At 64.4% G+C, this 20,336-nt stretch carries 14 protein-coding genes; 11 read left to right on the forward strand and 3 right to left on the reverse strand.

Annotation, left to right across the window (positions count from 1 at the left end; genetic code table 11):
- Nucleotides 1–3: 3 nt before the first annotated feature.
- The 5 genes from QCE73_RS36195 to QCE73_RS36215 all read left to right on the forward strand — a co-directional run bounded on the left by QCE73_RS36195 (nt 4) and on the right by QCE73_RS36215 (nt 6,263).
- A complete protein-coding gene (locus tag QCE73_RS36195) occupies nt 4–1,863 on the forward strand; it encodes a TRAP transporter large permease subunit (protein WP_035509581.1) in 1,860 nt (619 codons plus the stop codon).
- A 55-nt stretch (nt 1,864–1,918) separates the two neighbouring features.
- Nucleotides 1,919–3,898 carry a transketolase gene (tkt, locus tag QCE73_RS36200; RefSeq protein ID WP_309885649.1) on the forward strand — a complete coding sequence of 660 codons (1,980 nt, stop codon included), beginning with the start codon at nt 1,919–1,921 and terminating at the stop codon, nt 3,896–3,898.
- 23 nt (nt 3,899–3,921) lie between these two features.
- Complete coding sequence (locus QCE73_RS36205; protein ID WP_309885650.1) at nt 3,922–4,878, forward strand: D-2-hydroxyacid dehydrogenase; 957 nt, start codon at nt 3,922–3,924, stop codon at nt 4,876–4,878.
- A 9-nt stretch (nt 4,879–4,887) separates the two neighbouring features.
- Nucleotides 4,888–5,733 (forward strand): NAD(P)-dependent oxidoreductase, encoded by an 846-nt coding sequence (locus QCE73_RS36210; protein WP_309885651.1) that lies wholly within the window; start codon nt 4,888–4,890, stop codon nt 5,731–5,733.
- 86 nt (nt 5,734–5,819) lie between these two features.
- Nucleotides 5,820–6,263, forward strand: a complete 444-nt coding sequence (locus QCE73_RS36215; RefSeq protein WP_309885652.1) for a DUF2501 domain-containing protein — start codon at nt 5,820–5,822, stop codon at nt 6,261–6,263.
- Between the two features lie 20 nt (nt 6,264–6,283).
- Here QCE73_RS36215 and pstS read toward each other — a convergent pair whose 3' ends face one another.
- The gene (gene pstS, locus QCE73_RS36220; protein WP_051627215.1) at nt 6,284–7,315 is read right to left on the reverse strand and encodes a phosphate ABC transporter substrate-binding protein PstS; all 1,032 of its coding nucleotides are present in this window, start codon (nt 7,313–7,315) and stop codon (nt 6,284–6,286) included.
- 274 nt (nt 7,316–7,589) lie between these two features.
- Here pstS and QCE73_RS36225 point away from each other — a divergent pair, with 274 nt between their 5' ends.
- Nucleotides 7,590–9,386 (forward strand): ABC transporter transmembrane domain-containing protein, encoded by a 1,797-nt coding sequence (locus QCE73_RS36225; RefSeq protein ID WP_309885653.1) that lies wholly within the window; start codon nt 7,590–7,592, stop codon nt 9,384–9,386.
- Here QCE73_RS36225 and prpR read toward each other — a convergent pair.
- The gene (gene prpR, locus QCE73_RS36230; RefSeq protein WP_309885654.1) at nt 9,370–11,316 is read right to left on the reverse strand and encodes a propionate catabolism operon regulatory protein PrpR; all 1,947 of its coding nucleotides are present in this window, start codon (nt 11,314–11,316) and stop codon (nt 9,370–9,372) included. The two genes, QCE73_RS36225 and prpR, sit on opposite strands and share 17 nt — an antisense overlap.
- Before the next feature lie 198 nt (nt 11,317–11,514).
- Here prpR and prpB point away from each other — a divergent pair, with 198 nt between their 5' ends.
- From prpB to QCE73_RS36255, 5 genes are all read left to right on the forward strand, one after another.
- Nucleotides 11,515–12,411: a methylisocitrate lyase gene (gene prpB / locus QCE73_RS36235; RefSeq protein WP_309885655.1), complete on the forward strand. Its 897-nt coding sequence runs from the start codon at nt 11,515–11,517 to the stop codon at nt 12,409–12,411.
- 23 nt (nt 12,412–12,434) lie between these two features.
- Nucleotides 12,435–13,598, forward strand: a complete 1,164-nt coding sequence (gene prpC / locus QCE73_RS36240) for a 2-methylcitrate synthase (protein ID WP_309885656.1) — start codon at nt 12,435–12,437, stop codon at nt 13,596–13,598.
- A 261-nt stretch (nt 13,599–13,859) separates the two neighbouring features.
- A complete protein-coding gene (acnD, locus tag QCE73_RS36245) occupies nt 13,860–16,457 on the forward strand; it encodes a Fe/S-dependent 2-methylisocitrate dehydratase AcnD (protein ID WP_309885657.1) in 2,598 nt (865 codons plus the stop codon).
- 32 nt (nt 16,458–16,489) lie between these two features.
- Nucleotides 16,490–17,683: a 2-methylaconitate cis-trans isomerase PrpF gene (gene prpF / locus QCE73_RS36250; protein WP_309885658.1), complete on the forward strand. Its 1,194-nt coding sequence runs from the start codon at nt 16,490–16,492 to the stop codon at nt 17,681–17,683.
- 135 nt (nt 17,684–17,818) lie between these two features.
- The gene (locus QCE73_RS36255; protein ID WP_309885659.1) at nt 17,819–18,946 is read left to right on the forward strand and encodes a YbdK family carboxylate-amine ligase; all 1,128 of its coding nucleotides are present in this window, start codon (nt 17,819–17,821) and stop codon (nt 18,944–18,946) included.
- 31 nt (nt 18,947–18,977) lie between these two features.
- Here the strand turns inward: QCE73_RS36255 and QCE73_RS36260 are convergent, their stop codons facing one another.
- Nucleotides 18,978–19,838, reverse strand: coding sequence for an ATP-grasp fold amidoligase family protein (locus tag QCE73_RS36260; protein WP_309885660.1), 861 nt, complete (start codon nt 19,836–19,838; stop codon nt 18,978–18,980).
- Nucleotides 19,839–20,336: the final 498 nt, after the last annotated feature.

The raw sequence follows: 20,336 nt of genomic DNA on the forward strand, positions 1-20,336 counted from the left end.
GCCATGCACACGATCCCGCTTCCGCATCCGGCGCCACACCGCGTCGCCGCGTTTCTCGACACCTGGCTCGGCCACTGCGTGGAGATTCCCGCCGCGCTGCTGGTCCTGGCCGAGATCGTGGTGCTGTTCGCCGGCGTGACGAGCCGCTATGCGCTGCACACGCCGCTCGTCTGGTCCGACGAACTCGCGTCGATGCTGTTCCTGTGGCTCGCGATGCTGGGCGCGGTCGTGGCGCTGCGGCGCGGCGAGCACATGCGCATGACGGCGCTGGTCGGCATGGCCTCGCCGGGCGTGCGCGCGTTTCTCGATGTCATCGCGATCGCCGCGCCGCTCGCGTTCCTGCTGATGGTGATCGGACCGGCGGTGGACTTCGCGCAGGACGAAGCGTTCATCACGACGCCCGCGCTCGATATCGCCAACTCGTGGCGCGCCGCCGCTTTGCCGATCGGCGCGGGCCTGATGCTGCTCGTCGCGTGCCTGCGGCTCGTGCGCGTGGGGAACTGGAAGCTCACCATCGGCGCGCTCGCGCTCGTGGCCGCGGTCGCCGTCGCGTTCTATGCGGCGAGTCCGCTGCTCAAAGGCCTCGGCAATCTCAACCTGCTGATCTTCTTCGTCGGCCTCGTTGCGCTGTGCGTGCTCTCGGGCGTGCCCATCGCGTTCTCGTTCGGTCTCGCGACCTTCGGCTATCTCGCGCTCACCACGAGCACGCCGCTCGTCGTGGTCGTCGGGCGCATGGACGAAGGCATGTCGCATCTGATCCTGCTTTCCGTGCCGCTTTTCGTGTTCCTCGGCCAGCTGATCGAGATGACAGGCATGGCCAACGCGATGATCGCGTTCCTCGCCAGCATGCTCGGTCACGTGCGCGGCGGCCTGTCGTACGTGCTCGTCGGCGCGATGTATCTGGTGTCGGGCATCTCCGGCTCGAAAGCGGCCGATATGGCGGCGGTCGCGCCCGTGCTGTTTCCCGAGATGAAGGCGCGCGGCGCGAAGCCGGGCGATCTCGTCGCGCTGCTCGCGGCCACGGGCGCGCAGACCGAAACCATCCCGCCGAGTCTCGTGCTCATCACGCTCGGCTCGGTGACGGGCGTGTCGATCTCGGCGCTCTTCACGGGCGGCATGCTGCCCGGCATCGTGCTCGCGGTGACCTTGTGCACGGTCGTCTGGTGGCGTTATCGCAGCGACGATCTCTCCGGCGTGAAGCGCGCGACTCGCAAGGAGATCGTGCGCAAGCTCGCGATCGCCCTGCCCGCGCTCGCGCTGCCCTTCGTGATTCGCGCGGCCGTGGTCGAAGGCATCGCCACGGCGACGGAAGTATCGACCATCGGCATCGGCTACGCGGTGATCGCGGGTCTCCTGATCTATCGCCGCTTCGAATGGGGCCGCCTGAAGCCGATGCTGATCGATACCGCCGCGCTCTCCGGCGCGATCCTGCTGATCATCGGCGCGGCGACGAGCATGGCATGGGCGCTCACGCAATCGGGCTTCTCGGGCCAGCTCGCGCGCACGATGGGCGCGCTGCCCGGCGGCACATGGATGTTCATGGCGGCGTCGATACTCGTGTTCATCGTGCTCGGCAGCGTGCTGGAAGGCATTCCCGCGATCGTGCTGTTCGGCCCGCTGATGTTCCCGATCGCGCGCCAGATGGGCATCAACGACGTGCACTACGCGATGGTCGTGATCCTCTCGATGGGCGTGGGCCTGTTCGCGCCGCCGTTCGGCGTCGGCTATTACTCGGCCTGCGCGGTGAGCCGCATCCATCCGGATGAAGGCATGAAGCCGATCGTCGGCTATATCGCGGCCCTGATCGTCGGGCTGATTTTCGTCGCCGCCATTCCGTGGATTTCCACGGGCTTCCTGAAATAAATTCCGTTCAACGCTCAGTGATGCCGCTCCTTCGATGGAGCGGCCAGGAGAAGTCATGTCTTCCATCGACACGCACAAGCTGTCGAACGCCATTCGCTTTCTTGCCATCGACGCCATCGTGCGCGCGGGCGAAGGTCATCAGGGCGTGCCGCTCGGCATGGCGGAAATCGCCACGGCGCTGTTCACGCGGCACATGAAGTTCAATCCCGCCGATCCGCAATGGCCCGACCGCGACCGTTTCGTGCTCTCGAACGGCCACGGCTCGATGCTGCTCTATGCGCTCTTGCATCTCACGGGTTATGCGAACTTCGGCATCGACCAGATCCGGACGTTCCGCGAAATGGGCTCGCATTGCGAAGGCCATCCGGAATTCGACACGGCCTCGGGCATCGAGGTGACGACCGGCCCGCTCGGGCAGGGCATCGCGAACGCGTTCGGCATGGCGGTGGCCGAGGCGTATCTCAACGCGAAGTTCGGCGCGGGCGTCGTCGATCATTACACGTATGCGTTCGTCGGCGATGGCTGTCTGCAAGAGGGCGTCGGACAGGAAATGATCTCGCTCGCCGGGCATCTGAAGCTCGGCAAGCTGATTCTGTGCTGGGACGACAACCGCATCACCGACGACGGCAGCACCACGCTCTCGATCAGTGAGAACGTCAGCGAGCGTTTTCGCGTCGCGGGCTGGCATGTGATCGAAGTGGACGGGCACGATCTCGAAGCCGTGTCGGATGCGCTGGCGCAAGCGAAAGCCGATCCGCGTCCGTCGATGCTCGCGTGCCGCACGACGATCGCACGCGGCATCGCGCGTCTGCAAGGTCAGCGCGGCGGACACAGCGGACGTCTCTTCGACAAGGACGCCGACGCCGCGCGCAACGCGATGAACTGGCCGCATGCGCCCTTCGAGATTCCCGACGACGTACTCCACGAATGGCGCGAAGCGGGACGGCGCAGCGAAGACGAATATCGCGCATGGCGCGAGCGTGTCGCTTCGTTGCCCGCACCTGCGCGCGCGGAGTTCGACCGCATCCAGGCCGGCGAATTGCCCGAAGGATGGCGGCACACGCTGGAAACCTACAAGCGCGATGCCGGAACGCGCGACGAAGCGCCGGGCGGCATCATGATCTCCGCCGAGATCAACGATCTCCTCGCGAACGTGCTGCCCGAACGCATGGTAGGTTGCGCCGATCTCGAAGCGCCGACGAGCCACAAGCGCAGCCTGCGCGCATTCACGGTCGAAGATCGCGGCGGCGCTTACGTCCATTGCGGCGTGCGCGAACACGTGATGGGCGCGATGGCGAACGGCATGGCCGCGCACGGCGGCGTGATTCCGCTCACCGTCACCTATCTCGCCTTCTCCGATTACGAACGCCCCGCGATGCGCATGGCCGCGCTCATGGGCCTGCCGGTGAAGTTCGTCTTCAGCCACGACTCGATCGGCGTCGCCAAGAATGGACCGACGCATCAGCCCGTCGAGATTCTCGCGTCCCTGCGCGCGATGCCGAACATGCACGTGTTCCGTCCCGCCGATGCCGTCGAGGCCGCCGAATGCTGGATGCTCGCCTACGAGCGCAAGAGCGGCCCGAGCACGATGGTGTTCGCGCGCCAGGCGCTGCCGATCGTGCGTACGAAGCACGAGGACGACAACCGCTCGGCGCGCGGCGGCTACGTGCTCGCCGAGGCCAAAGGCGGCGTGCGGCGCGTGACGCTCATCGCGACCGGCTCGGAGGTCGCGCTGGCGCTCGCGGCGCGCGAGCAGTTGCAGGCGGCGGGCATCGCGACGGCGGTCGTGTCGATGCCCTGTTGCGAACGCTTCGACGATGAGGATGCGGCGTATCGCTCGAGCGTGCTCGGCGCGGACACCGTGCGTGTCGTGGTGGAAGCGGCGGTGCGCTTCGGCTGGGACCGCTACATCGGCGAGCGCGGCGGCTTCGTCGGCATGAAGGGCTTCGGCGCTTCGGGGCCGGCCGAGGCGCTCTACGAACATTTCGGCATCACGCCGCGCCATATCGTCGAAGAAGTGAAGCGGCATCTTTGAATCCTGAACAGCAAGGAAAGAGCATGCAGAAGATCGTTTTTCTGGACCGCGAGACGCTCGCGCCGCAGATCCGCCTGAAGCGGCCCGCGTTCGAGCACGAGCTCGTCGAATTCGAGCGCACCGCGCCCGATGAAGTGGTGGCGCGTCTCGCGGGCGCGAGCATCGCGATCACCAACAAGGTCGCGCTCACGGCGGAGGTGCTCGACCAGTTGCCGGAGCTCAGGCTCATCGCGGTGGCCGCGACGGGCACCGATTGCATCGACAAGAGCGCGTGCGAGCGGTGCGGCATCGTCGTCTCGAACATTCGCGGCTATGCGGTGAACACCGTGCCCGAGCATACGTTCGCGCTGATGCTCGCACTGCGGCGCAATCTGGTCGCCTATCGCGATGATGTCCTCGAAGGCGAATGGCAGAAGGCCGGGCAGTTCTGCTTTTTCAATCATCCGATTCGCGATCTGGGCGGCGCGACGCTCGGCATCATCGGCGAAGGCGTGCTCGGGCAGCGCGTCGCGGAAATCGCCCGCGTGTTCGGCATGCGGCCGATCTTCGCCGCGCACAAGGGACGCGAGGGACTCGGCCCGCTCTACACGCCGTGGGACGAAATGCTCGCGACGAGCGACGTCATCACCATTCACAGCCCGCTCACGCCGCATACGCGCGGCATGCTGTCGACGGTCGAATTTCGCGCGATGAAGAAGAAGCCGCTCATCATCAACACGGCGCGCGGCGGACTCGTGGACGAAGCCGCGCTCGTCGAGGCGCTCGATGAAGGCTGGATCAGCGGCGCGGGCTTCGATGTGCTCGCGACCGAGCCGCCCGCGCCCGGCAATCCGCTGATGCGCGTCGCGGGCCGGCCGAACGTGATCGTGACGCCGCACGTCGCGTGGGCATCGGATGAAGCGCAGCAGACGCTCGCGGATCAGTTGATCGACAACATCGCGGCATTCGTGGCGGGCGCGCCGGTCAATGTCGTGCGCTAAAGGGCAGCCATGAACGTGACCTTCATCGGCCTCGGCGCGATCGGTTTGCCGATGGCGCAGCGGATCAAGACGACGGGCCATGCCGTGACGGGCGTCGATCTGTCGAGCCGCGCGCGCGGGCTCGCGCAGGAAAGCGGCCTCGCCGCCGTCGATGGCTTCGCGGATGCGCCAGCCGCCAGCGTCGTCGTCGCGATGGTGGCGACGCCGCGGCAACTGGCATCGCTCGTCGATGGCGTCGGCGCGAACCTTGCCGGTCAGACGTGGGTGATCATGTCGACGGTCGGCCCGGACGCCGTGCGTCGAGAGGGCGAACGGCTGGCGGCGGCGGGCGCGCGAGTGATCGACGCACCCGTGACGGGCGGCACCGCGCGCGCGAAGCGCGGCGAACTCGTGATCTTCGCGGCAGGCGCGCAACGCGACATCGACGACGCGCGCCCCGTGCTCGACGCGATGGGCACCGTGCGCATCACAGGCACGAAGCTCGGCGACGGACAGGCGATCAAGCTCGTGAACCAGCATTTGTGCTCGGTGCATATCGTCGCTGCGGCGGAGGCGCTGAATCTGGCGCGCTCGCTCGGTCTCGATCCCGCCGCCGTGCTCGATCTGGTCGAAACAGGCGCGGCCGGTTCGTGGATGCTGTCCGATCGCGGGCCGCGCATGTTGCAAGCCGCCGACGTGACGGTGACGAGCGCCATCGACATCTTCGTGAAGGACAGCGATCTCGTGGTCGCGGCCGCGCGGGCGTGCGGCGCCGACGTTCCGCTGCTGTCCGTCGCCAATGCCCGCTATCACGCCGCAGCGGACGCGGGCCTCGGCGCACGCGACGACAGCCGCGTCATCGACACGTGGGGCTGAGCGCGGGCTTCCGCCATGACCTGACACGCCCGCTGATCGCTTCCTTCAGAAGAACTATAGTTAAAGCTCACAAAAACGGAGGCACCATGATTTCGTGCAAACGTCACTTCTGGATCCGTGCGATTCTGGCCACGTCCTTGCTTTACATCCCGCTGACACACGCCCAGCTCGGCAACCTTCTCGATCAGGGCAAAAGCAGCGGGGGCGGCGCGCTCGGCAGTCTCGGCGGATTGAGCAGCGGCATGTCGCTGGACTCGCTGAGTTCCGGCAGCACGAGCAATGTCGCGGGCGTGCTCGAATACTGCATCAAGAACAACTACCTCGGAGGCGGCGCATCGTCGGTCAAGGACGGGCTCATGAGCAAGCTCGGCGGTTCGGCTTCGAGCGACAGCGGATACACCAGCGGCGCGAAGGGAATCCTCGATAGCGGTAACGGCAAGCAGGTCGATCTGAGCGGCGGCGGTCTGAAGGAACAACTCACGAAGCAGGTTTGCGACAAGATTCTCGCTCAGGGAAAGTCGTTGCTGTAACGGTCGTGATCGCGCGGCGCTTACTTGATGTTCTCGTCCCAGTAAGCCTCGATCTGCCTGACGAGAACCGGTGGCAAGGAGACGTAGTGCTCGGCATCGGCGTCGGCCTGTCCTTCGTTGAGCGCCCATCTGAAAAACGCGAGCGCGGCTTTCAGCGCAGCCGGGTCCTTCGCCTCTCGCGGCACGAGCACGAACACCACGCCGGCGATCGGCCATGCGTTCTCTCCGGGCGCGTCCGTCACGATCTGATAGAAGTCCGGCTGCTGAGTCCAGTCGGCGGCAGCGGCGGCTGCGCTGAAGCTCGCCCGCGACGGTTCCACGAAGGCTCCGCTTCTGTTCTGCACGGCGGTGAAGGCCAGATTCCGTTGCAGCGCGTAAGTCAGTTCGACATATCCGATCGAGCCTTCCACGTTCTTGATGTACATCGCGACGCCGTCGTTGCCGGCCGCGCCAACGCCGGTCGGCCATTTGACCGTCGTGCCCGCGCCCACGCCGCTTTTCCAGGCGGCGCTGCTCTGCGAAAGGAAGCTGACCCAGTTGAAGGTGGTGCCCGAACTCTCGTTCCGATGCACGACGACGATCTTTAGATTCGGAACACTGACATTCGGATTGAGCGCGACGATGGCCGGATCATTCCAGTTGACGATCTTGCCGAGGTAGATGTCGGCGAGCAGCGGCCCGGTCAGACGAATCTGCCCCGGACCTACGCCGGGAAGATTGACGACGGGCACCACGCCGCCGATCACGACAGGGAACTGGGCCAGTCCCGCCGCGCGCAGTTCGTCGGGCGCGAGCGGCATGTCCGATGCCCCGAAAGTCACTCTCGCCGCCTTGATCTGGCGGACGCCGTTTCCTGAGCCGGTAGGCTGGTAGGCGACGCGCTGACCGGTTTTCGTGTGGTAGGTGTCCGCCCATTTCAGCAATAGCGGATAGACGAATGTGGAGCCCGCGCCGGAAATCTCCGCGGAAAATGCGATCGCTGCATGGCACGTGGCGAGACAGAACGCGACGGCAAGAAGCAGTCGCCTTGAACCGGTCGGTTTCTTGTTCATCGTTGGGACCCTCGACATGCTTTGCGCGGTACGGGACGATGCGTTCCGGAACGTCATGACGCGGCCATTCGGGCCCGCCCTCAAAGTCACTGTCTCTGATCTTAGGATGTGCGGACGATTTTCCCAATGCCGTCGCTTCGCGATTGCGCGGATCGGAAAGAAAGGCTCGAATCGAACGAACGCTCGTGTTTGCAGATGGAAGCGCGCGCGCAAGAAGATAAACTGGCTTGCGACGCTCGATGTCATCGACCGCTCTCCACTACGCCAGGATTCCATGTCATCTGCAGCAGCTCGCTTGCCGCGCGTCGGCCTGCTCTTCTCCCTCGCTCCCTTTCTGCGGCCTTATGCCGGGCGCTGGGCGCTCGCGTTCCTGGCGCTCGTGACGTCCGCGTGCGCGACGCTGGCGCTGCCGATGGCTTTCAGATACCTGATCGATCGCGGATTCGCGAGCGGCGACCGGACGCATATCGACCGCTATTTCATCGCGCTTTTCGTCGTCTCGCTCGTGCTCGCGGGCGCGACGGCATTGCGCTTCTACTGGGTATCGTGGCTGGGCGAGCGCGTGACGGCCGACATGCGGAGCGCGGTCTACGATCACATCATGCGAATGAGCCCGCAGTTCTTCGAGACGACACAGACGGGCGAAGTCCTCTCGCGCCTCACCACCGACACGACGCTGATCCAGACGGTCGTGGGCACCAGCCTGTCGCTGGGATTGCGCAACGCCTTGCTGACGGTCGGCGGCATCGCGATGCTGGTGGCGACGAGCCCCGTGCTGTCCGGCTACATCATCGCCGTGCTGATCGTGGTGATCGCGCCTATCGTCTTCTTCGGACGGCGCGTGCGGCGGCTTTCGCGCGCGAGCCAGGACAAGGTCGCGACCGCGAGCGCGCTGGCGGGCGAAGTGCTCAACGCCATGCCGACGGTGCAGTCGTACACGCAGGAAGCGTTCGAGGCGAAGCGCTTCGGCACGGCGGTGGAATCCGCCTTCGAGACGGCGCTTACGCGAATCCGCGCTCGCGCAGGGTTGACGGCCGTGGTCATCGTGTTCGTGTTCGCCGCCGTCGTCTTCGTGCTCTGGCTCGGCGCGCAGGCCGTGCTGGCGAAACAGATGACGGCGGGCCAGTTGTCGCAGTTCATCCTGTATGCGGTGTTCACGGCGGGCGCCGTCGGCGCGCTCGCCGAGGTATGGGGCGATCTGCAGCGCGCCGCCGGCGCAACCGAACGTCTCATGCAGCTTCTGGCCGCGCGCTCGCCCGTCACCGAGGCCGCAACGACCACGCCGATGCCGGCCGCCGGCGAAGGCATCCGCTTCGACGATGTGAGCTTTTCCTATCCTTCCCGCGAAGGCATCGCGACGCTGACCGGATTCTCGCTCCATGTCGGACCGGGCGAGCATGTCGCGCTCGTCGGGCCATCGGGAGCGGGCAAGACCACGCTGTTCCAGTTGCTGCTGCGCTTCTATGATCCGCAGTCCGGAAGCATTTCGATCAACGGCGTCGCGACACGGCACATGTCGTTCGGCACGTTGCGCCGCACGGTCGGCGTCGTGTTGCAGGACTCGGTGATCTTCTCCGGAAGCGTATTCGACAACATCCGCTACGGCATGCCCGACGCGACGCTCGCGCAGGTGCGACACGCCGCCGGCATGGCCGCCGCCGCGGGTTTCATCGAACAGCTTCCGCAGGGCTACGACACGTTTCTCGGCGAGCGCGGCGTGAGGCTCTCGGGCGGGCAGCGTCAGCGCATCGCGATCGCGCGGGCGATCCTCCGCGATCCACCCATTCTGTTGCTCGACGAAGCCACCAGCGCGCTCGATGCAGCGAGCGAACGACTCGTGCAAACGGCGCTGGACAACGCCGCGCAGAACCGCACCACGCTCGTCATCGCGCATCGGCTGGCGACTGTCCAGCAGGCGGACCGGATCGTCGTGATGGACCAGGGGCGCATCGTCGCGCAAGGCCGGCACGCCGAGTTGCTGCGAAGCTCGCCGCTCTACGCGCAGCTCGCGGCGCTGCAATTCGGCGAGCAGGCCGTCGCCGCTCGCCGGGACTTCAACGCTTCGCGTTGAGCCTTCGCCACAAGGTCGTCTTGCTGATGCCGAGCGCCTTGCAGACGGCGTCCCGATCGCCGCCGAACGCGGCAAGCGTCGCACGGACCTGATCGGCTTCCACCGAACGGCTCAGGTCACGTAGCGACAGATCCGCGCTCGCCTCGGTCCTGAGTTCGGACAACTCGGGCGCGATCGCCAGCAGGTCGTCGAGGGTCAACGCAAGCGGTTGTTCCTTGTCGATGTCCATGTCCGGAATCTCCACGGCAATGCGCTCGACGATGTTCTGCAATTCGCGCACATTGCCGGGCCACGGATAAGCACGCAGCGCCTGTTCCAGCGGCGCGAGCAGGCGCTCTGCGTCGTCGCGGCCGGGCACGCGTTGCGCAAGCGCCTTGTCGCGTCTCGCGGCCTGCATCAGCAGTTCCGTCGCGAGCGGCAGGATGTCGCTGGATCGCGCGCGCAACGGCGGCACCGCGACGCTCAGGATATTGATTCGATAAAACAGGTCGGCCCGAAACGATCCATCCGCGACGCCTTCCGCGAGCGTGCGATGTGTCGCGGCGATCACGCGGATATCGACACGCGTCGGCTCCGTCGATCCGAGGCGTATCACTTCTCTTTCCTGCAGCACGCGCAGCAGGCGGCTTTGCAGCGAAGGCGGCATCTCGCCGATCTCGTCGAGAAACAAGGTTCCGCGATGCGCCGCTTCGATCAACCCGGCCTTGCCGCCCTTGCGCGCGCCCGTGAACGCGCCTTCCTCGTAGCCGAACAGCTCGCTTTCGAGCAGCGCTTCGGGGAACGCGCCGCAGTTCATCGCGACGAACGGAAAGTCCTTGCGGCGGCTCAGGCGATGCATGCTCTGCGCGACCATTTCCTTGCCGGTGCCGCTTTCGCCGAGAATCAGCACGGTGGCATCGGACTTCGCGTAGCGGCGCACGAGCGCTCTCACGCGCTCGATCGATTCCGACTCGCCGACGACGTCCTCCAGCCGATAGCGCGCGACGAATTCCTGCGCGCCCTGCCGCGATCGCAGGGTCCGGTCGAGACGCTCGACCGCACGCGATTCCTGGAACGTGAAGATCGTGCCGCCCGCTGCGCCATCGCTTGCCAGCGGTCCGCGATGGATCGCGTAGCTCACTCCGCGCACGGCGCCGAACACATCGCCATCGGCGACGGGCAACACGCCGTCGAGTTCGGGCGCGACATCGAGCAGCGCCCGGCCGACCGCGCGCGATGCGTCGCCGATGCCGAGCGCGGTCGCGAGCCGGCGATTGATCGCTTCGATGCGCCCGCCCGCATCGACCGCGACGACGCCATCGCGAAGATGCTGCAACAGGTTGTCGAGCCGATTGCGGCGCGCGACTTCGCGGCGCATCGCCTGCGCGACTTCCAGCGCGGTCTCGAACGCCGCGACGACGGACGTGCGCGAATACAGAAACACCGAGCTCATGCCCGCGTCGGCGGCCAGATCCGCGACGAGGCCGGGGCCGACCACGACATCGACGCCGCGATCGCGCAGATCGAGCACGAGGCTCTCCGCGTCCTGCGCCGAGCGATACGATTCGCAGATCATGTCGATGCCGTATGCGGCGAGGAAGCGGCGTATTTCGGCGGGCGTGTCGCCGTGCGTGACGAGCGCGACGCTCGCGCCCTCGCGCCGCGCCTTCGTGAGCGCGTGCATCACGTCGAAGCCGGTCGGGCTGATCACGACGACCGGCACCGACACGCGGCTCTTGAGATAAGCGCCGTTGGAGCCGCCCGCAACGACGACATCGGGCCGCTCGTCGCGCGCGCCTTCGATGCTGTTCGCGGCGTCCTCGTAGCCGAGCGGAACGACGTCGAGTTCGGCGCGATCGGCGTAGGCGCCGGCGATATCGATGAACAAATCCCTGAGCCGGCTGATACCGACGGCCCAGATGCGCGGGCGAGACGCGGTTTCCGTTTGCATGATCTTCTGCGGTGAATGAAACGATGAGGCGCATCCAGTATGCAACATCGGTTTCAGATTCGAAATCCGGGATTTCATCCGTGAAAGCACTTACGTTCGGTCAAATTTTCCTTGTGCTGCAAAATCAATGACTTGCGAGACGAGAACGCCCTGGCAAGCAAATTGCATTAATGGGCCGACTTCATCAGGAGACAAAACGTGAGTTCCGAAATTCAGTCCGCACAGACCGCAGGCGCGCGGTTCCGCCAGGCCGTCCGCGACGAAGCCCCGCTTCAGGTCGTCGGCGCGATCACCGCGTACGCCGCGAAGATGGCCGAAGCCGTCGGTTTCAAGGCGCTTTATCTGTCGGGCGGCGGCGTGGCCGCCAATTCGCTCGGCATGCCCGACCTCGGCATCAGCACGATGGAAGACGTGCTCATCGACGCGCGCCGCATCACCGACGCGTCCTCGCTGCCGCTGATGGTCGATATCGATACGGGCTGGGGCGGCGCGTTCAACATCGCGCGCACGATCCGTTCGTTCATCAAGGCGGGCGTGGCTGCCGTTCATATCGAGGATCAGGTCGGGCAGAAGCGCTGCGGTCATCGGCCGGGCAAGGAAGTCGTGCCGACGAGCGAAATGGTCGATCGCGTGAAGGCCGCCGTCGATGCGCGCACCGACGAGTCGTTCGTCATCATGGCGCGCACCGACGCCGCGGGCGCCGAAGGCATCGACGCGGCGATCGAACGTGCGGTCGCGTATGTGGAAGCGGGCGCCGACATGATCTTCCCCGAAGCGATGAAGACGCTCGACGACTATCGCCGCTTCAAGGCCGCCGTGCGCGTGCCGATTCTCGCGAACCTGACCGAGTTCGGCTCGACGCCGTTCTTCACCGTCGATGAACTGAAGGACGCGAACGTCGATATCGCCTTATATTGCTGCGGCGCGTATCGCGCGATGAACGCCGCCGCGCTCAACTTCTACGAGACCGTGAAGCGCGACGGCACGCAAAAGGCCGCCGTCGAAACGATGCAGACGCGCGCCGATCTGTACAAGTATCTCGGCTATCACGCCTACGAAGACAAGCTCGATCAGCTTTTTGCAGCAAAGAAATAACCCTTGTGAAGGAGACGAAATCGATGAGCGAAGCAGACAACAGCACCGCAGGCGCATTCAAGCCGAAGAAATCCGTCGCGCTGTCCGGCGTCACGGCGGGCAATACCGCGCTGTGCACGGTTGGCAAGACCGGCAATGACTTGCACTATCGCGGCTACGACATTCTCGATGTCGCGACCACTTCCGAATTCGAAGAAATCGCGCATCTGCTCGTGCACGGCAAGCTGCCGAATGCGGCCGAACTGAAGGCGTACAAGACGAAGCTCAAGGCATTGCGCGGCCTGCCCGCGAACCTGAAGGCCGCGCTCGAATGGATTCCCGCGTCCGCGCATCCGATGGACGTGATGCGCACCGGTGTCTCCGTGCTCGGCACCATCCTGCCGGAGAAGGACGATCACAACGTGCCGGGCGCGAAGGATATCGCCGACAAGTTGATGGCCTCGCTCGGCTCGATGCTGCTGTACTGGTATCACTACTCGCATAACGGCAAGCGTATCGAAGTCGAAACCGATGACGATTCCATCGGCGGACACTTCCTGCATCTGCTGCATGGCGTGGCGCCGTCGAAGTCGTGGGTCGATGCGATGCACGTATCGCTGAACCTGTACGCCGAGCACGAATTCAACGCATCGACGTTCACGGCGCGCGTGATCGCGGGCACCGGCACCGACATGTACTCGGCGATCACCGGCGCGATCGGCGCGCTGCGCGGCCCGAAGCACGGCGGCGCGAACGAAGCGGCCTTCGACATTCAATCGCGCTACGAGACGCCCGATGCGGCCGAAGCCGACATCAAGCGCCGCGTGGAGAACAAGGAAGTCGTGATCGGCTTCGGCCATCCGGTGTACACGATCTCCGATCCGCGCAACAAGGTCATCAAGGAAATCGCGAAGAAGCTGTCGAAGGAAGCGGGCGACACGAAGCTCTTCGATATCGCCGAGCGCCTCGAAACGGTGATGTGGGACGCAAAGAAGATGTTCCCCAATCTCGACTGGTTCAGCGCGGTGTCGTATCACATGATGGGCGTGCCCACGGCCATGTTCACGCCGCTCTTCGTGATCTCGCGCACGTCGGGTTGGGCCGCGCACATCATCGAGCAACGCATCGACAACAAGATCATCCGGCCGAGCGCGAATTACACCGGTCCGGAAAACCTCGAGTTCGTCCCGCTGGCGAAGCGCGCCTGAGGCACATCGAACCCCCTTGACGTTGATACGCGAGATACGTGAGGGCTTCGGGCTCCGCTGCCGCACCCGGCAGCGGGCCCTTTTTTTACCGCAATCGATGCGAAAGCCGTTGATGACCGATACGCGAGTTGAGCGTAATCTCTCCTCGAACCGTAACGCCAGCGGCGCATAAAATAGACCGAATTATTAAACGAAGGGGTTTCCCCACAGTACCCTTCGAGCGTGGCATCTGAAAGACCATGCAATGACCGAGACACCGCGATGAATACTGCAAACCGCAAACCCCTGCCCGGCTCCTCGCTCGATTACTTCGATGCGCGCGCAGCCGTCGAAGCCATCGCGCCGGGCGCATACGACAAGCTGCCCTACACCTCGCGCGTGCTCGCGGAGAATCTCGTGCGCCGCTGCGATCCGGCGATGCTCGAACAATCGCTGATGCAGCTCGTCGAAAGGAAGCGGGAGCGCGATTTCCCGTGGTTCCCGGCGCGCGTCGTGTGTCACGACATTCTCGGACAGACCGCGCTCGTCGATCTCGCTGGCCTGCGCGATGCGATCGCGGACCAGGGCGGCGATCCCGCGAAAGTGAATCCCGTGGTGCCCGTGCAGCTCATCGTCGATCATTCGCTCGCGGTGGAATGCGGCGGCTTCGATCCGGATGCGTTCGCGAAGAACCGCGCCATCGAAGACCGGCGCAACGAGGATCGCTTCGACTTCATCAACTGGACCAAGAAGGCGTTCAAGAACGTCGATGTGATTCCCCCGGGCAACGGGATCATGCATCAGATCAATCTTGAGCGCATGTCGCCGGTCATTCATGCGATCGACGGCATCGCGTATCCGGATACGCTCGTCGGCACCGACAGCCACACGCCGCACGTCGATGCGCTCGGCGTGATCGCGATCGGCGTGGGCGGCCTCGAAGCCGAAAACGTGATGCTGGGCCGCGCGTCGTGGATGCGCCTGCCGGATATCGTCGGCGTCGAGCTTTCCGGCAAGCGTCAGCCGGGCATCACGGCAACCGATATCGTGCTCGCGCTCACCGAATTCCTGCGCAAGGAAAAAGTGGTCGGCGCGTATCTCGAGTTCTATGGCGAAGGTGCTTCGAGCCTCACGCTCGGCGACCGCGCGACGATCTCGAACATGGCGCCCGAATACGGCGCGACCGCCGCGATGTTCTACATCGACGAGCAGACGATCGAGTATTTGCGTCTCACCGGCCGCGAGGACAAGCAAGTGAGCCTCGTCGAGCAATACGCGAAAACCGCAGGACTGTGGGCCGATTCGCTGACGCATGCCGAATATGAGCGCGTGCTGCGCTTCGATCTGTCGGCGGTCGTGCGCAACATGGCCGGGCCGTCGAATCCGCACAAGCGCCTGCCCGTTTCGGAACTGGCGGCGCGCGGCATCGCGGGCAAATGGGAAGACACGCCGGGGCAGATGCCGGACGGCGCGGTGATCATCGCGGCGATCACGAGCTGCACCAACACCAGCAATCCGCGCAACGTGATCGCGGCGGCGCTCCTCGCGCGCAATGCGAATGCGCAAGGCCTCACGCGCAAGCCGTGGGTGAAATCGTCGCTCGCGCCGGGCTCGAAAGCGGTCGAACTGTATTTGCAGGAAGCCGGTTTGCTGCCGGATCTGGAACAGCTCGGCTTCGGCATCGTCGCGTTCGCATGCACGACGTGCAACGGCATGTCCGGCGCGCTCGATCCCGCGATCCAGCAGGAAATCATCGATCGCGATCTGTACGCGACCGCCGTGCTCTCCGGCAATCGCAACTTCGACGGCCGCATTCATCCGTACGCGAAGCAGGCGTTTCTCGCGTCGCCGCCGCTCGTCGTCGCGTACGCGATCGCGGGCACGATCCGCTTCGACATCGAACGCGATGCGCTCGGCATCGGCGCGAAAGGCCAGCCCGTGTATCTGAAGGACATCTGGCCGAGCGACGAGGAAATCGACGCCATCGTCAAGCAAAGCGTGAAGCCGGAACAATTCCGAAAGGTCTACGAGCCGATGTTTGCGCTGACCCCGGCGAGCGGCGAAGCCATCAGCCCGCTCTACGACTGGCGCGCGCAAAGCACGTACATTCGCCGCCCGCCGTATTGGGAAGGCGCGCTCGCGGGTGAACGCACGCTCACGGGAATGCGCCCGCTCGCCGTGCTCGGCGACAACATCACGACGGACCATCTCTCGCCGTCCAACGCGATCCTCGCGAACAGCGCGGCCGGCGAATACCTCACGAAAATGGGCTTGCCGGAGGAAGACTTCAACTCGTACGCGACGCATCGCGGCGACCATCTGACGGCGCAGCGCGCGACCTTCGCGAATCCGACGCTCATCAATGAAATGGCGATCGTCGAAGGTCAGCAGAAGAAGGGCTCGCTCGCTCGCATCGAACCGGAAGGCAAGGTTACGCGCATGTGGGAAGCGATCGAAACCTACATGGAGCGCAAGCAGCCGCTCATCATCGTCGCGGGCGCGGATTACGGGCAAGGCTCGTCGCGCGACTGGGCCGCGAAAGGCGTGCGGCTCGCGGGCGTCGAAGCGATCGTCGCGGAAGGCTTCGAGCGCATTCATCGCACGAACCTGATCGGCATGGGCGTGCTGCCGCTCGAATTCAAGCCGGGCGCGAATCGACAGACATTCGCTATCGACGGCACCGAGACCTATGACGTGATCGGCGAGCGCAAGCCGCGCGCGGATCTAACGCTCGTGATTCATCGCGCGAACGGCGAGCGTGTCGAGGTGCCCGTGACGTGCCGCCTCGACACGGCGGAAGAAGTGTCGATCTACGAAGCCGGCGGCGTGCTGCAACGCTTCGCGCAGGACTTCCTGGAGTCGTCGAAGGCGGCGGCCTGACATCGGACGCCATCTCTCTCACAAGGAATCACATGGCACACGCACCACAGATCAAGATCGCCGCGACCTACATGCGCGGCGGCACCAGCAAGGGCGTTTTCTTTCGCCTGAACGATTTGCCCGAAGCGGCGCGCGTGCCCGGAGCCGCGCGCGATGCGCTCTTCCTGCGCGTGATCGGCAGCCCGGACCCGTATGGCAAGCAGATCGACGGCATGGGCGGCGCGACGTCGAGCACGAGCAAGACGGTCATCGTCTCTAAGAGCACGCGGCCCGGTCATGATGTCGATTATCTCTTCGGTCAGGTCGCCATCGACAAGCCGTTCGTCGACTGGAGCGGCAACTGCGGCAATCTTTCCGCGGCGGTCGGACCGTTCGCGATCGCGGGCGGCCTCGTCGATCCGGAGCGCGTGCCGGACAACGGCGTCGCGATTGTGCGCATCTGGCAGGCGAATATCGGCAAGACGATCATCGCGCATGTGCCGATGACGAGCGGCTCGGTGCAGGAAACCGGCGACTTCGAACTGGACGGCGTGACCTTCCCCGCCGCCGAAGTGCAGCTCGAATTTCTCGATCCGGCAGCGGAGGAAGAAGGCGCGGGAGGCGCGATGTTCCCGACGGGCAATCTCGTCGACGATCTCGACGTCCCCGGCATCGGCACCTTCAAGGCGACGATGATCAACGCGGGCATTCCGACGATCTTCGTCAACGCGGACGCTATCGGCTACAAGGGCACCGAGCTTCAGGACGCGATCAACAGCGATGACGCGGCGTTGAAGCGCTTCGAAACCATTCGCGCATACGGCGCGCTGCGCATGGGGCTCATCAAGAGCCTCGATGAAATCGCCACGCGTCAGCACACGCCGAAGATCGCGTTCGTCGCGGCTCCGGCGGACTATGTCGCATCGAGCGGCAAGCGGATCGGCGCGGACGATGTCGATGTGCTCGTGCGCGCGATGTCGATGGGCAAGCTGCATCACGCGATGATGGGCACGGCTGCCGTCGCCATCGGCACGGCGGCGGCGATTCCCGGCACGCTCGTCAATCTCGCGGCGGGCGGCGGCGAGCGTCAGTCGGTGCGCTTCGGGCATCCGTCGGGCACGTTGCGGGTCGGCGCGGAAGCGGTCGAATCGAACGGCGAGTGGCAGGTGAAGAAAGCCATCATGAGCCGCAGCGCGCGCGTGCTGATGGAAGGCCGCGTGGGGGTTCCGAACGTATTGCCGGATTGAGCCGGCGTTGGTTCCCTGTCGTGGGCGCCGCCGAATCGCACGCTCGTCTGTGACGCAGGCGTCATTGAGTCGAGCCGAGTCGCGTAGAATGAAAACGCCGATCTCGGTCTTCGACTCCGCGCGACAGGACATCCCATGCTGCAGCCATTTGCGTCATCAGAGCCGTTCACGATTGGCGTCGAACTCGAAGTTCAGGTCGTCAATACCCACGACTACAACCTGACCAAGGCGACCACGGAGCTGCTGAATCGCGTAAAGGAAGAGAGCTTCGCGGGGGCGATCAACCCGGAGACGACCGAAGGGATGATCGAGTTGTCGACCGGCATCTGCAAGGACTTCGATCAGGCGCGCAGCGAACTGCAGGTGCTGCGCGATACGCTGGTCCGGGCAGCGGACTTTCTGAACGTCGGCGTGTGCGGCGGAGGCACGAACTTCTTTCAGAACTGGTACGACCAACGCTCCGACGGGCGCGAGCGCTCGGAATACCTCATGGGCTTGTACGGAGCGCTGTACCAGCAGTTCACGATCTTCGGCCAGCACGTACATGTAGGTTGTCCCGATCCCGATTCGGCGCTCGTTCTACTGCACTCGCTTTCGCGCTACGTCCCGCACTTCATCGCGCTCGCGGCTTCTTCTCCATTCGTGCAGGGCAGCGATACGCAGTTTCAATGCGCGCGGCTCAATTCGGTCGCGCCATTTCCGCTGGCAGGGCAAGCGCCTTTCATGACGAGCTGGTCCGCGTTCGAAGAGTACTTCGATCGCATGACCAACACGGGCCTCGTCAAGAGCCTGAAGGACTTTTACTGGGACATTCGTCCGAGCCCCGGTTACGGCACGATCGAAGTACGCGTGATGGACACACCGCTGCGTGTCGAATGGGCCGCGGCGATTGCCGCTTATATTCAGGCGCTCGCGCGGTATCTTCTGCTCGATAAGCCTGTGCCCCTCAGCGAGCGCGATTATGAAGTGTATCGAACCAACCGCTTCATGGCCTGCCGCTTCGGACTCGACGGCACCTGCGTGAATCCGCATACCGGGCAGCGCGATACGATCCGGGGCGAGATTCTTGCGACGCTCGACGCGATCGCGAGCCATGCGAAAGTGTTGGGCGCCGAGGAAGGACTCGACATCGTCAGGCGTACCGTGACGTCCGGTTTGAGCGATGCCATGTGGCTGCGCCGAATCTACGGCGCGCACGATTCATTGCATGAGGTCGTGCGTCAGCAGTGCCGCGTATGGCGTGGCGCGCAGGCGCTCGAATAGGCTCCCCGCACGCCACGTTTCGCAGCCGCAATCACATCAGATTGCCCCACTCGTAGTCCACCCGGTCCGGCCGCAGCCGAAACATTCCCGCGCCCGGCGTGAACGTCAGTTCCCCGAAATAGATTGCGTCATTCGAATCGTAGAGATCGACACGCACGAATTCGAAATCGCTGGCCAGCGTGCGCGCCACCGACAGCAGCGCGTCCAGTTTCTCAGGCCGCGGAGCCGGCGTTGCGCTGCGCTTGTAGTGGCCCATCGAGATGTCGAGACGGTTCCAGTCAGCGTCGTATATATCGCCGCGCGGCGATTCGCCGAAGCGGTCCGAGATGACGAGGATGAAGATTTTCGGATCGCCCGATTGCTTGTTGAAGACATGAAGCTTCAGATCGGGTGGGACCTTTCCATCCGGTTCGACAAGAAGCGCCTCGAAGAAGATGCGCCGCTCGATCGTGCGGTAGTGCCGCTCACGCGCGATCGCATAGAAGTCGGTCGATAACCAGCTTTGCGCCAGCGCATCGAGTTCTTCGAACGACGTGGTGCTCTTGTCCTTGACGAGATGCACGAAGCCGCTGCCGTGATTCGCCTTCATGACGAACGCCGGCGGCAGAGCATCGAAAACTTCTCGCGTGAAATCCGACGGCTCGGCAACGAGCGGTACGAGATACTCGCTGCCGATCTTATCGGCAACATATTCTCGAACCTTCAACTTGTCGGTAAGGTCGCCAAAGCGCGGATCGGGTTCGAGACAGCGCCGCAGAATCTTTTCATTGAATGTCGTCGGATGGCGCATTTTTGGAAAGCGCCCGATCCTGCGACGGTGATAAATGCTCAAATACAGGTTGTCGGGCAACCAGTCCCTTACGCTGTGGATCAGCGCCTTTGAGAGAGTCATGCACTCGCCTCCAAATTTCCTTACACGTCAGACGAAATCGCTTCCGCCCATGCTTCGGCTGCGCCTTGAGCGTACCGCGTTTATCGAGGCGTTGTTTGCTGAAGGACGACACTTCGATCACAACCTCGATTTTCTGCTGAAGCGGCGACCCGTCGTATGTGCGCGACCGCACACACTCACAAACCGCGCTATCTGAACTCGTATCCAACGGTAGTTTTGCTTGCGACCACGAGACATCGACGCTACATTGCCTCTGCCGGCGAATCAGATGGCCGGACCGGTTTCTCTCTTTCGATGAATCGCTGAGCTTCATCGGCGTGCGCCGACCGATACGCATCCGGTCATTCAACCGCGCGCCGCAGCGACAGGCGTCAACACTTGCGTCAATCGCATCGATACCGTCTCGACGGGCAAGCGTCTTCTTGCGCCGGAGCGGATCGCGATGCTTCAGATGCCGGATGCACGCCACGCATGCATCGCGCATGCGCCCGCAGTGCA

Origin of the sequence: Caballeronia sp. LZ029, from assembly GCF_031451275.1 — a bacterium.
GTDB classification, from domain to species: Bacteria; Pseudomonadota; Gammaproteobacteria; order Burkholderiales; family Burkholderiaceae; genus Caballeronia; species Caballeronia jiangsuensis.